General features: G+C 64.7%; 13 protein-coding genes and 3 pseudogenes. 4 read left to right on the top strand and 12 right to left on the bottom strand.

The window, feature by feature from the left end; genetic code table 11:
• Positions 1-91 precede the first annotated feature (91 nt).
• Positions 92-997, top strand: coding sequence for a hypothetical protein (locus tag AC5RTT_RS03900; protein WP_494144076.1), 906 nt, complete (start codon positions 92-94; stop codon positions 995-997).
• On the opposite strand, the gene AC5RTT_RS03895 is transcribed toward AC5RTT_RS03900, so the two are convergent.
• The gene (locus AC5RTT_RS03895) at positions 882-1,577 is read right to left on the bottom strand and encodes a DUF4386 family protein (protein ID WP_494144075.1); all 696 of its coding nucleotides are present in this window, start codon (positions 1,575-1,577) and stop codon (positions 882-884) included. The genes AC5RTT_RS03900 and AC5RTT_RS03895 overlap by 116 nt on opposite strands.
• Before the next feature lie 578 nt (positions 1,578-2,155).
• Here AC5RTT_RS03895 and AC5RTT_RS03890 point away from each other — a divergent pair.
• On the top strand, positions 2,156-2,425 hold the full coding sequence (locus AC5RTT_RS03890) for a hypothetical protein (protein WP_494144074.1): 270 nt from the start codon (positions 2,156-2,158) through the stop codon (positions 2,423-2,425).
• A 131-nt stretch (positions 2,426-2,556) separates the two neighbouring features.
• Here the strand turns inward: AC5RTT_RS03890 and AC5RTT_RS03885 are convergent, their stop codons facing one another.
• From AC5RTT_RS03885 to AC5RTT_RS03845, 9 genes and pseudogenes are all read right to left on the bottom strand, one after another.
• Positions 2,557-3,525: a polymer-forming cytoskeletal protein gene (locus AC5RTT_RS03885; protein WP_494144073.1), complete on the bottom strand. Its 969-nt coding sequence runs from the start codon at positions 3,523-3,525 to the stop codon at positions 2,557-2,559.
• Complete coding sequence (locus tag AC5RTT_RS03880; RefSeq protein WP_494144072.1) at positions 3,522-4,850, bottom strand: hypothetical protein; 1,329 nt, start codon at positions 4,848-4,850, stop codon at positions 3,522-3,524. Before AC5RTT_RS03880 ends, AC5RTT_RS03885 begins: the two co-directional genes overlap by 4 nt.
• Positions 4,851-4,950: 100 nt before the next feature.
• Positions 4,951-5,422 (bottom strand): annotated as a pseudogene (locus tag AC5RTT_RS03875) (pyridoxamine 5'-phosphate oxidase family protein).
• A gap of 147 nt (positions 5,423-5,569) precedes the next feature.
• A complete protein-coding gene (locus AC5RTT_RS03870; protein WP_494144071.1) occupies positions 5,570-6,979 on the bottom strand; it encodes an MBL fold metallo-hydrolase in 1,410 nt (469 codons plus the stop codon).
• 120 nt (positions 6,980-7,099) lie between these two features.
• Positions 7,100-7,326 (bottom strand): annotated as a pseudogene (locus tag AC5RTT_RS03865) (thioredoxin family protein); the annotation flags it as partial.
• A 32-nt stretch (positions 7,327-7,358) separates the two neighbouring features.
• Complete coding sequence (locus tag AC5RTT_RS03860) at positions 7,359-7,655, bottom strand: rhodanese-like domain-containing protein (RefSeq protein ID WP_494144070.1); 297 nt, start codon at positions 7,653-7,655, stop codon at positions 7,359-7,361.
• Between the two features lie 32 nt (positions 7,656-7,687).
• Positions 7,688-8,030, bottom strand: a pseudogene (locus tag AC5RTT_RS03855) (rhodanese-like domain-containing protein).
• A gap of 28 nt (positions 8,031-8,058) precedes the next feature.
• Positions 8,059-8,958 carry a sulfite exporter TauE/SafE family protein gene (locus AC5RTT_RS03850; RefSeq protein ID WP_494144069.1) on the bottom strand — a complete coding sequence of 300 codons (900 nt, stop codon included), beginning with the start codon at positions 8,956-8,958 and terminating at the stop codon, positions 8,059-8,061.
• Positions 8,955-9,590 (bottom strand): rhodanese-like domain-containing protein, encoded by a 636-nt coding sequence (locus AC5RTT_RS03845; protein WP_494144068.1) that lies wholly within the window; start codon positions 9,588-9,590, stop codon positions 8,955-8,957. Before AC5RTT_RS03845 ends, AC5RTT_RS03850 begins: the two co-directional genes overlap by 4 nt.
• A gap of 125 nt (positions 9,591-9,715) precedes the next feature.
• On the opposite strand from AC5RTT_RS03845, the gene AC5RTT_RS03840 reads away from it, so the two are divergent.
• Positions 9,716-9,973, top strand: a complete 258-nt coding sequence (locus tag AC5RTT_RS03840) for a metal-sensitive transcriptional regulator (protein ID WP_144662938.1) — start codon at positions 9,716-9,718, stop codon at positions 9,971-9,973.
• Between the two features lie 39 nt (positions 9,974-10,012).
• On the opposite strand, the gene AC5RTT_RS03835 is transcribed toward AC5RTT_RS03840, so the two are convergent.
• Positions 10,013-10,483, bottom strand: a complete 471-nt coding sequence (locus AC5RTT_RS03835; RefSeq protein ID WP_494144067.1) for a GyrI-like domain-containing protein — start codon at positions 10,481-10,483, stop codon at positions 10,013-10,015.
• A 148-nt stretch (positions 10,484-10,631) separates the two neighbouring features.
• Between AC5RTT_RS03835 and AC5RTT_RS03830 the strand changes: the two genes are divergently transcribed.
• Positions 10,632-11,405, top strand: a complete 774-nt coding sequence (locus tag AC5RTT_RS03830; protein ID WP_494144066.1) for a glycosyltransferase family 2 protein — start codon at positions 10,632-10,634, stop codon at positions 11,403-11,405.
• Between the two features lie 18 nt (positions 11,406-11,423).
• Here AC5RTT_RS03830 and AC5RTT_RS03825 read toward each other — a convergent pair whose 3' ends face one another.
• Complete coding sequence (locus AC5RTT_RS03825) at positions 11,424-12,200, bottom strand: alpha/beta fold hydrolase (RefSeq protein WP_494144065.1); 777 nt, start codon at positions 12,198-12,200, stop codon at positions 11,424-11,426.
• Positions 12,201-12,262: the final 62 nt, after the last annotated feature.

Below are 12,262 nucleotides of genomic sequence, written 5' to 3'. Positions count from 1 at the left end.
GCGGGCGGCGGACGTTCCAGGGATTTCAGAGCCGTTGGGCTCTACCCGGTGCTGGTGCCCTTGTCTATCCTCGGTGCTGGAGGTGCTATCAATGAATGACACTGTCGGGTTGGATGCAAAGACCGCCCGAGGACGGCAGCACGCGATGAGACAGGCGCTGGCGCTGGTTCTGGTTACCTTGGGATTGGGCATGGCTTCTGCGTCGCTCGTTGGGCCGCTGGGGTTCGGATTCATGCAGTACCGCACCTCGGATACGACGGTCAACCAACTGGTGGGCAGTGACGCCGCGGCGCTCTTTGTCGTTTTCCCGGCCACGATCCTGGCCGCTGTGCTGGTGTTTCGCGGTCACAGCGCGGGGCCGCTTCTCGGCAGCGGCATTGGTGTCTACGCCATCTACACCTACGCTCAGGTGGTCATCGGGCAGGAGTATCTTCGGCTTCCGGGAAATGTGGAATATTGGTTTCCGCTGCTGCTGTCCGTTTTCATTCTTGCCGAGGCAGCCGTTGTTCTGTCGTTCCGTGCAGTGCCCAGGGAGCTTCCTTCTCCTTCCGGCGCAGTCCGAAAGACAGCCGGCGTTTCGCTGCTGGTGGTGGCGGTGTTCCTGGTGCTGGGACAGCATTTGCGGCCGCTTCTCACGGCATGGTCCAACCCTGCGGCACTGACCGAGTATTCCTCCAGCCCGACTCCCTTTTGGATGGTGAAGCTGATGGACCTCGGAATCATTGTGCCGGCGGCCATAGCATCAGGTGCCGGCCTGCTCCTGGGTGCGAAGTGGGCCCTGAAGATTATGTATCCGCTGCTGACCGGCTACGCGTTTCTGGCGGCATCGGTGGCGTCCATGGCCGTCGTCATGTACGTCAAGGCAGACCCTGATGCGTCGCTTACGCTGATGGCTGCGTTCCTGGCCTTCGCCCTCCTGTTTGTTGGGCTTGCCCTGATGATTTACCGCCCGTTCTTTCCGGGGACAGCCGGATCAAGGCAATACCGACGGCAATAAACCAGACCCAGAGCAGGATGCCGTAGCCCCAATAAAACTCCGGGACTGCATGGCGGAGGATTTCGCTTGCCACGCCCAGGGCCCCTGTTGCCACCCCCAGCCAGGCAATCCACCGGGGGAAGAGGGCCTTGGACCCCTTACTCATCGCAATAGCCATCAGCAGAATTCCGAACGCAGAAAGGGTTCCTACAATTGCGGGAGTGTTGTTTTCGGCGATCATTGCCTCTGCGGCCGTGGCATATGTTCTGCGTCCCTCTTCAGTTCCCGCCACCATGTAGCGGTCACTAAGGTAGACAAGGTTTAGTGATCCGCGGCTGCTGACGGGGACAGCCAGGATAAGCGCCCACGGCAGGGCACCAAAGATGAGGGCAATCAACGTGAGGCTTCGCTGTGTGGGGGCCAGTGCGACAAAGAGGGCGGCAAAGACAAGCACCGGAAGGATGTTGGGCAGGATCCACAGGATCTGCTCAGCAATGTAGTTCACCTTGTTGGCGGCAATAAATTCAAGGGTTTCCGCCCCTCCATGCACTGGTGGAGGCGCCAGGAAGTCAAGTATCAGGGCGCTGATCAGCAGGAGCACGAAGAGGACTGACGCAAACCCCGCCCATCGGAAAAGCGGCTTCCACTGATGAAGGCCGGCCACAGAGTTTGGTGGGTGCGGCGCGAATGACTCAACTTCAGGCATAGCTGAACTGTCCTGCATCCCGGGCTGGGCCGGTAGTGTCGTTGGACCCCGTTTTCGGGCCGCACAGCGAAACCCTGAAGAAGTGATGACCTAAGTCTCTAGTGGGGCCTGTCGTCCGTTCTTAGAGTGGTTTGCATGGAAGAAACACTGCAAATTGAGCTGGAGGATGCTGCGTCCAGCTCCTGGTGGGCCCGCATCCTCCACACACTCGGCTCCCAATACGGGCGGACGCAGTTAAGGTTTGTTGGGAAGATGGATGGCGATCAATGCCTCTATGCCAGCGACACTTTTCCCGGCCCACCCCTGGGCGCTACCCCTCCCGAAGAGCAATGGGCCCCGGGGATGGAGGCAAGCCTCACCGAGCTTCGCCAGCGAATAGCCCGGGACGGGTGGTCGGAGACCAGCCGTGGCCGGAGGCCCTGGGAGCTAACCTTCACCCGCCGCGCCGGCGCTCAAGCTGAGGCAGTCTGACCATGGAAAACGGTACGAAAGCACAGGCCTTGGTCGTCTATGAGTCGATCTACGGCAATACGCATGAGGCAGCGAATGCTGTCGCGGAGGGACCGTGGCTGCGGGAGTGGTTGGCCTCGCTCGATCCCCGCACCACATGGGCCGCTTCTTTCGATACCCGGTATGACGCCCCCGAACTCCTTACAGGGCACGCATCCAAGGGAATCATGCGGAAACTCGAACAAAAGGGTCTGCGCAGGCTTACCGAGCCGGAGAGCTTTCTCGACCGGTGAGAACCATCTAGTTCCCGGAGAGCTGGAACGGGCCCGTGTATGGGGTCGTGCCCTGGCGCAAAAACTGCAGCGTGCCGCCCCCGGCGCGGCGCGCCCATCCTCCCGCAACTAGGCGGCCTTTGGCCACAAGCTCACAACACGACGGCCGGGTCATCGACAGCGTCGTCGGGCCGGGTGTAGCGGCGCAGGCCGAAGCCGGTCAGGACCACCGCTCCCGCGGCTACGACGCCCGTGACCGCCGCTGCAAGGACGCCAGCCAGCGGCACCAGCCCCAGGAGTTGGAGGGCTGCAACGAGCAGGCCGGTCCCTAGTGCCGCCGCCCGTGCGTCGGTGACTTCCCTGCCGGCGGGCCGCAACAGGCGTTTGCCTATTCCAAGGCCGAGGCCGATTCCGCCGTAGATGAGGGTCACCCCGGAAAGGATAAGTACGACGCCGGCGAGCGGGATCAGGAAAAGGGTGAAGGCCATTGCCACCACCAGGGGCAGGACGGTGATGAGCACCAGGGTGCCGAGTGCGCCGCTGACCAGCGGGAAGCCGGCGGCGGCGGCGGTGACGCGACGGACCGGGCGGGGGAACAGACGGGTGAGAGCCCAGGCGAGCACCGCCGCAGCCAGGGCGGACGCCACGGTCCATACGGCACGCTCGGCGTTTGAGACTGGCGGGGACGCCCTGCCGAGCACGTCCGCAGGTGTCCCTCCCTCCACGAACTTCCCCTCCACCACCGCTTCCGGGGCCCGGACCAGGTCCCCGCCTGAGTCATCCAAGTCGCCGCTGATAACAGCGGTGTCCGCGAGGGTCACTGTGCCGCCGAGGATGAGCACGTCACCCGTGACCCGTCCCTCCAGGCGGCTCTCACCTGCCAGGACGGTGATGGATCCGCGATGCTCGGCGCCGGGCCCAAGCGTCATGGACCCACCGACCACCACCGTGTCCCCGATTAGTGACTCGTTCCCGGCGATCACATGGCTGCCCTGGGTGATCAGAGTGAACGAGTACCTGCCGGACTGGTCCTGAACGCTGCATCCGGAGATCAGGCCCGCCATTCCCAGGGCCAGCAGAAGCCACACCAGTGACCACACGGCTGCGCACGTGATCCTCATGGGTGCTCCTCCCGCGGCGCCTGCCGGTCGCGGGAGGGGAGGACCAGCAGGCACAGGACCACGCACAACAGGACGATGCTGATCGCGGACACCACCCGAAGGTGCTCGGCGAACGGCATGGCGTCTGAGCGCCAGGCCAGCGACAGGGACGTGCTGAGGAAAGTCGCCAGCCAACCGGAGACACCCACGCCCAGTGCAGTGTTGCGCGCGATGGTTTCCGGGGTGGAGAAGTCAGCCCAGAGCGCGAAGTTCACCACCGTGTAGATACTCACCGCCACCGCATAGAGCAGGGGCATCCCCAGGGTGGCGGGCAATTCCGGGGTGGTCAGCGAATGCAGGACGTAGCTGGTCTGGGCCAGGGCGAACAGCCCGAAAATCCAGCCCAGCAGCGCGCGCAGCCCCAGGGCAGGGTAGAGGATCCCAGCGGCCACGGCCGCGAGCACGTGGGTGAGGCCGATGGCCCACAGCGTGCCCGGATGGGCGGAGTGCCAGGCAGAACCGATGTATACCGGGGTGTCGATAATGCGCAGGAACCCGAGACTGTCCACGAAGTACACGCCGAACATCAGCACCAGCGCCAGAGTGAAGCCGCGGCCGGGCCATCCCATGGAACCGGTGCGGACCCGCGTGAACCGTCCGGCCCCATACCGGGGGAAGCGATGCTGCCGGCCCAGCTCCGCGGTCACCGGCAACGGGGCCAAGGCCAGCACTGCCAGGCCCGCAGCGCCCGGTACCATCAGCCACAGGAGCTGGGCGGAGAACTGCTCGATTCGCCAGTCCGAGGAGAACACTGCCGCGGGCAGGAACGCCGCAGAGGTTACAACGGCGGCCACGGCGCCCCGGTGCCGGACCGGCACAAGATCGCAGCTGAGTCCAAACATGGACGGCACCCCGCACCCCAGGACCACGGAGGCTGCCACCACCCACCCCGTGAGCGCGGCTTCGTCTCGGATGCCGGGCGCCAGGGCGGTAAGCACGGTCTGCAGTATCACGACGGCGGACAGCAGCCGCAGCTTGAACATAAACATCGAGCTCCACCGGCGGAGGTGCATCACCATGCCCGTGCCCAGTGCCACCACCAGCGTCAGCCCTGCCAGCAGGCCCATCAAGCGGGCCACCCGGTCCCCGGGGAGCCCGACAACGCGGATGCCGAGGTCGGTCAGCCCCAGCTGGACGAAGGTCAGGTTATAGAAGTAGCCTGCGGAAGCTGCGCCCATGAACAGGAGCATGCCAAAGCGGGCGGTCCACGTCCGGCGCTGCTGAGCTCCTACAGGGCGGCGCGGGTGGGATGTCTGCAGTACCCCCACCTCCGCCCGCTCAGTCACGGCACCACCAGGTCCCGCGGTATATGCCACGGGCCGTTCTCGAGCCTTCAAAAAGCGGGCAACAGTCCGTGCTTCGCCGCCCCCACCGGAACAGCAGGTGCTATTCGAGACCAGCCCGGGTGGCCTCGTTCAAGGGGGTCTGCCAGGGACCAGCGGCCGACAGGGTGAACCTGCGGCCGGTCACCGACTGCGGAACGATCCGGATGAGGTGGTCCTGGCCAACACCCTGCCAGGGAAACAGTCCCCGGCGGGTCTCGTTCAGGGAGGACCCCGTAGCATCAGCCTGAACCGCTCTGCCCTTGACCACAACGCTCCAGGCCAAGCCGAATTCGGCGCTCACACTGTCCGCTTCCAAGGCCACCATCGAGTTGGCTTCAAGGGCCTGCAGTTTTGTTCCGTTGCCGGTACGGAAAACGAGTTCCTGGCCGTCAAAGCTTAAACCCCACCGGGAAAACATCAGGCTGGCCGTCGACCACGACGCCAAGGCGTCCCACACTCGTATGGCTCAGTAATTTCCAGCACTCATCAGACTCGAGGATTTCTGCTTCTGGCACGATCTTCTTGTCGGTCATGCCCAGATCCTATGGTGCTCAGTGGTTACCCAAAAGGGCCCAAAGACCTTCGATCGGTTGGTGAAACCTGGGGAGCGCAGCTTTGGCGGCGGCCACGTGTTCCGTACCGCCGCCAAGGCTTTCATCCAGGGCTGGTGCTGTTTGTTGTTAGTTCCTGGACACGGCTTCACGTGCCTTCCGCCATGCGGTCCAGGCGGCGTAGCTGCCGTCGAGTTCGACGACGTCGTACCCGGCCCGGCGCAGGGCGCTGGCCGCGACGGAGTTCCGGACGCCGGACTGGCAGTAGGTGACGATGGTGCCGTTGGCGGGAAGCTCGTCGAGGTGCCACATGAGGCGGCCGCCGCTGAGCTGGTGGGAGCCGGGGATGTGGCCGGCGGTGTGCTCGGTCTTGTTGCGGACGTCCAGGACCATGGCGGTGTCGAGGCTGTCGAGGTCCTCGGGCTGGATCAGCTTCGGGGTGGTGGTGGGGAGCCCGTCGATGCTGGTGACGTAGCCTGCGACGTTGTCGATGCCGACGCGTACCAGGTGGTCCCACATGTCCTGCGCGGCGTCCTGGTCAGGGGCCAGGAGCACCAGGGGGTTCTTGTCCGTTTCAGGGTTCACTACCCAGGCGCCGTAGCTGGCTACTGACTTCCCGGCCGGCACGTTCAGGGAGCGGGCTACCGTGCCTTCATGGACTTCGCTGTTGGGGCGGGTGTCGATGAAGGTCAGGGTGTCCGCGGCCAGGCCTGCAGCAACGATGCCGGTGGCCAGCTCGGGCAGCGGGGTGCGCTCGCCCATGACGGCGGGTCCTTCGCGGTTTTCGCGCTTCATCCGGCCGAAGTAGGCGTGGGCGTCGGGCTGTCCCTCGAGGAGTTCGTCGATGAAGCCTTGCTCGTCATTGGCGGCGAGGTAGGGACCCCACCAGGCGTACAGCCGCTCATAGCCAACCGTGGAGGAGGGGATTGCGCCCAGGGCTTTGCCGCAGGCGCTGCCGGCGCCGTGGGCGGGGTGGACCTGGACGTAGTCCGGCAGGGTGAGGAACTTGTCCCGCAGGCTGGCGAAGAGCTGCTTGGCGCCTTCGAATCGGGTGTCGATGCCGCCGGCTGCCTCGTCCAGCAGGTCCGGCCGGCCCAGGTCGCCGGAGAAGACGAAGTCGCCCGAGAGCAGGTAGCCGGGCTGGTCAGTGAAGGCGCCGTCGGTGACCAGGAAGGACAGGTGCTCCGGGGTGTGGCCCGGGGTGTGCACGGCCTGGATGCTGATGTTGCCGATGGTGATCTTGTCGCCGTCGTAGAGGCGTTCGCCGTCGAATTCGTACTGCCAGTCCGGTCCGCCTTCGCCGGAAACGTAGATCTTCGCGCCGGTGGCGGCGGCCAGTTCACGGGTGCCGGAAAGGTAGTCGGCGTGGATGTGGGTCTCGGTGACGGCCCCGATCTTCATGCCGTTCTTCTCCGCGAGATCCTGGTAGACCGCGATGTCGCGGCGGCCGTCGACAACAACGGCGGTGCCGTTGGCCTGGCAGCCGATCAGGTAGCTGGCCTGGGCGAGGTCTTCATCGTAAATGCGCTCGATAAGCATCTGGTGCTCTCCTTCGGTAAGTGGTGGAGGGTATTTTTGTCGTTCGCTCCAATTCCAACGCCGATACCCCTAGGGGTATTCCGCACCGCTGGATGTCCCATTTTCTTTTTGCTATGGGTGTTAGGGCTGTTGCTCTGCAGCGTGGGCGCGGAGCTTGTCCATGTCCAGGTTCTTCAGGGCCTGGTGACCTCTTCGAGTCCGGTGGCATTAAAGGCTCCGGGCTGGGAGAGGACCAGCGTCTTGTCCTTGAAGGCCATGAGTGTGGGGATGGAGGTGATGTCTGCTGCTGCGGCGAGGCCTTGTTCTGCTTCGGTGTCGACCTTGGTGAAGGTGATGTCCGGGTGCTGTCTTGGACGGGTGGTGGCGGGGCAACAGGGGTTCAGGTGGTGGGGAGGCCGGCGCGGGTCCAGGCGATCATGCCGCCGGCCATGGTGTCCGCCGAATAGCCCGCGCCGTTGAGGGCGTCAGCCACGGCGGCACTACGGTTGCCGCTGCGGCAGACAGCAATGACGGGCACTGCAGGATCGAGTTCTGACAGGCGTGCCTGCAGCTGGCTCATGGGGATGTGCAGGGCACCGGGGATCATGCCTTCGGCGACCTCGAAGTCCTCGCGGACGTCGAGGATGCGGGCGGTGGAGCGCCGCTGCTCGGCTTCTGTGATGGTGATTTCTGCCATGGGATTCTCCTTCGAAACAGTGTGGTGTGTTGTTAGCGGACGGGTTCGCCGGCCTGGCGCCAGGCGCCCATGCCGCCGCGCAGGGAATAGGCCTCGTAACCCTGGGAGGCGAGGAGCCGGGCCGCCGAGGCGGAGCGGACCCCGGACTGGCACATCGCGATCACCGGGCGGTTCTTGTTGATTCCGGCGGTGCGGGTCTGCAGCCGGTCCAGCGGGACGTGCTTTTGCCTGCGGGGCCCGCCCGGAGCGCCACTCCTGGGCGGAGCGGACGTCGATCAGCGAGGCGCCTGAGGACAGGAGCTCCTTTGCCTCCTCGACTGAGACTGTTTTATATGGCTTGCTGAACGCTTTTTTCAGGGAGCTGATGAGGCCCATGATGTTCTCCTTGATGGCGTGTTGCGGGTCAGGCGGGTGAGGGTACGTTGCTGCGGCGGCCGCTGCGGTTGCGCAGGGGGCAGGAACTGATGAAGAACCAGCAGATTCCGGCGGTGGCTGCGGTGAGGGCTGCGACTCCGGCGGCGATGAACCATCGCTGGTCGGCTGGGGCCTGTTGGATGAGGACGAAGGTTCCCATGGCCAGGACGAACCAGCCGAAGGCTTTGCGCAGTGCGGCTTCCGGGATGCGCCCTGCCAGCTTTGAACCGGCAAGGGTTCCCGCGATGGCCGCGGCTGTCACGCCGAGGGTGAGGCCCCAGTCCAGCTGGACTGTGGTGAGGTATCCGGCGAGCCCGGCGAAGGACTTCATCGCAATGACCACCAGCGAGGTGCCCACGGCGACGGACATCGGCAGGCCGCCCAGCAGTGCCAGGGCAGGTACTACGAGGAATCCGCCGCCGGCGCCCACCAGGCCGGTGATGAGCCCGACGACTGCGCCGTCCAGCAGGACCCTGCCAAGGGGCAGCTCGTGCTTGACGGGTGCGGCGCCGTCGTCATTCTTTTTCTTCCGTCCGCGGAGCATGGCCACGGAGGTGGCCACCATCATGACGGCGAAAGCGGTGAGCAGGATCTGGCCGGGAATGTGTCCGCCCAGGAGGCCGCCGACGAACGCGCCGGCCATCCCGGCCGCGCCGAAGATCAGGCCGGTCCGCCACATCACCCTGCCGCCGCGGGCGTGGCTGAGCACGCTCACCGCGGAGGTGACGCCGACGACGAAGAGGGAGGCTGCGATGGCTTCCTTGGCCTCGAACCCGGCGACGTAGACCAGGATCGGGACGGTCAGGATCGATCCGCCGCCGCCCAGGACGCCGAGCGAGAGCCCGATGACCACCGACAGGGCAAGGACCATGATCAGGGTGGCGGTCATGAGGCGTCGGCCTCCTCCCGGGCGTCAGCGGCGGGGGCGTCAGTGACAGGGAGTGTCAGGATGGCGCTTTCGCGCGTGGGTTCCTTGGCGGCCTTGTTCCAGGGCATGGCCGAGATGGCCCGGCCCATGGCGCAGGTGTTGGTGGCCGCAGAGAACGTCAGGCCGGTGCCGACGGCACCGGCGAGCATGCGGATCTTCGGGGAGACGAACTTTCCGCCGGCCAGGCCCAGGACCACCAGGGACCCTGCGGCGAGGCGGACCTGGCGCTCAAGGTCCCAGCGGTCCTTGCCCTTTACGACGTTGCCACCCGCGGCGGCGAAGCCGGGTGTCCCGCCGGTCAGGACGTAGGCGGAGTCGATCCCCGACTTGGCAAGGCGCTGGCGGGCCTGCTCCGCGCGGGCTCCGGACTGGCAAACCAGGACCACGCAGCTGCCCAGGCGGGCGGCGAGTTCATCGGTGTGCTCGGACAGCAGCGGCAGCGGCACGTTGTAGGAGCCGCGGATGTGCATGGACTCGAACTCCGCAGCGGAGCGCACGTCGATCACCACGAGGTCCTGGTGCTGGTCAATCCAGGTGCTCAGGGTCTCGGGAGCAAGGGCGGTAACAGCGGGTGCCCTGAAAGGGGAAGTCATTGCTGGCCTCTCAATAGGTCGTCAGGTGGATACCCCACCGAGTATCGCAGATACCCCTAGGGGTAGTCAAAACACCCGGAGGGGTATATTGTTGAGGTAGAAAACCGCGACCCTTTGGAGATCCAATGCAACTTGATTCGACCGAACTGACCCCCGTGGTCAACCGCCTCAAGCGGGCCCAGGGACAGCTGGCAGCTGTGACCCGGATGCTGGAGGAGGGGAAGGACTGCAAGGACATCGTCACGCAGCTGGCTGCCGTGTCGAAGGCCTTGGACCGGGCTGGCTTCGCCATTATCGCCAGCGGCCTTGAGCAATGCATCGTCCGCGAAGACACCACCATGGACAAGAAAGAGCTGGAAAAGCTCTTCCTCTCCCTCGCCTGACAGGGATGAAAAGTCAGGTCTATGCCGCAGTGAACTGAGTCACTCGACGGGCCAGACAACCCTTGTTTGCCATTTTGCGGGGTCGGGTTCCGTTTCCGGATCACTCAGGTAGAACTCCCACATCGTGTCCGCAGGGGTGAGGCCTTCGGTTGCCATTTGCTGCTGAATTGCTTTGTAGGTCTCCTGGAGGGTGTCGTAAGGCCCGGTGTGGATAGCTTCGAGGGCATCGGTTTCGGGCAAAGTGCCAGTCACTACTCCTTCCGACTCCGTGAAGTTGCCGCTGACAGGGAATCCAGCTTCCACGTCAACAGTGTCGGTTGGCGTTCCCCGGTAGCGTGCGAAAGGAGGTCCTGAGGGGCTGGCGCCCTGCATGAGGGCTGCAGCCATGACTGTCCCGAAGGCGCGGCCGAAGAAATCCGTCAGTGAATCCATGCGGACCCGTTCGCGGACGACGGCGACGGGCTGCTGGGTGAGATGGACTTTCCTGGGGTGCTGGGCAGTATCGTTCATGGCACAAGCGTGCGCCCGCGGTGCCAGGTGTCACAGGGCCTTAGGACTCTAAACCGGCCATGCTGCCCGTGCTCCGGAACCTGGGAGCGCTGGCTAGGGGGAGCGCCTTCGTACGCCGCCCGGTCATGCATGCAGGTAGGCTCTCGCTATGGATGGTGTCCCCTCGGTCTCGGTTGTTATCCCGACCCGCAATGACGGACGTCAACTGCGGACCTGCCTGGCCTTGCTGGCCCGCCAAAGCAGGCCGGCCGACGAGATCATTGTTGTCGACAACGCAAGCAGCGATGACACTGCCGCCATCTGCGCAGCGGCCCGCGTGAGGCACATACTGGTAGACCTGCCAGGCATTTCCGCGACGGCCGCTGCGGGTTTTGATGCCGCCGCGGGCGGGATCATCGCCAGGCTGGATACCGACTCAAGGCCCCCGCAGGATTGGCTCGAACACGTGGTGCGTATCCTCGCGACGTCGGGCCCGTTCACTGCCGTCACGGGACCCGGTGACTTTTACGGCGGCAACCCCCTGGTTCGCTGGGCCGGGCGGTATCTGTTCCTGGCTGGCTATTTCACAGTAGTTGGCTTCCTGTTGGGCCATCCTCCCGTCTACGGATCCAACTTTGCCCTGACCAGGGAGGTCTGGGCGCGTATCCGGACGGCAGTGGTGCGGGACAATGCCGATGTCCACGATGACTTCGATATCTCCTACCGGCTGCGACCACACATGACAGTCATCTATGACCCCACCTTGAAAGTGGGGGTCTCTGCACGCCCGTTCGCCAGCTGGTCCTCGTTTCGGCGCCGCATTGCAATGTCGCTGGTCACGTTCCGGGTTGAATTCGGATATGAAACGCCCTTGCGCCGCCGATTGGACCGCTTCCGGTGGCGGCAGGGCGGGCGGGACGGAGGTGCGCAGGGTGACAAGTAGTACCGCACGCCTCCTGCCTCAAACCGGCCGATCGGCCTTGGCGTAGATTGCCAGAAGGTCCCGGCTGAACTCATACGGCGACGTCTCGCAAGGGCTATGGCCACCCCTGTACACGCCGATCCGGGCCCGTATTGCCTGGGCAAACAGCCTGTGCAGCCGGAGTGGCCACAAATCGTGCTCGCCTACGGCAACGAACTTCGGGATGGGCGCTTCTGCCAGCGCTTGCCGAAGATCCGGAGCGTTTTGCATAAGCGTGTAAATGTCCCGTATGGAAGAGCGGCGGGTAAAGCGGAACCGGTAGTTGACGAATCGCTGCCTCCCGGGCGGTACGTGCACGAAGTTGCCGCGGATGGCCCAGATCACCAGGGCACCGCCGATCCAGCCGTTGGCCCAGCCGCTGAACCGGCCTATCCGGCTCACGCCCCTGAAACTACGGCCGGGCTCGGGCGGACAACTCATGAGGGTGAGGGTTCTGAACAGCTCCGGATGCTCCGTATATGCGAGCTGGACCACAATAGCCGCGAAGGAGTATCCCACCACATGGGCCGGTGCGTCGGCTTCCCTCAGGGCAGCAAGGAAGTCATCGACGAACAGTTGGTAGTCATAATGCTGTCTTGGCGGTACCAGGTTTTCCGGCCCGGCGGCCGCCGACTGATACTGGCCGGCCAGGTCATAGCTCAGCACAAAGTACCCGGCGTCAGCGAGGACTGGCATCATGAGCGAGAAGTCCTCCTTGGAACCCGTGGCTCCGGGCACGAGGACAACCCAGGGCTGGTTCGGGTCACCCAGGGTCACTGCTGCAAGGTTCCCGCTGGGAGCTTTGATGGTGCGCCGCGCTGAGCCCAAAGGCGGTACCG

The sequence above is a fragment of the Arthrobacter sp. Y3221157 genome, from assembly GCF_059089865.1.
The sequence above is the reverse complement of the archived record's forward strand: the minus strand, read 5'-3'. Positions and strand labels throughout refer to the sequence as shown.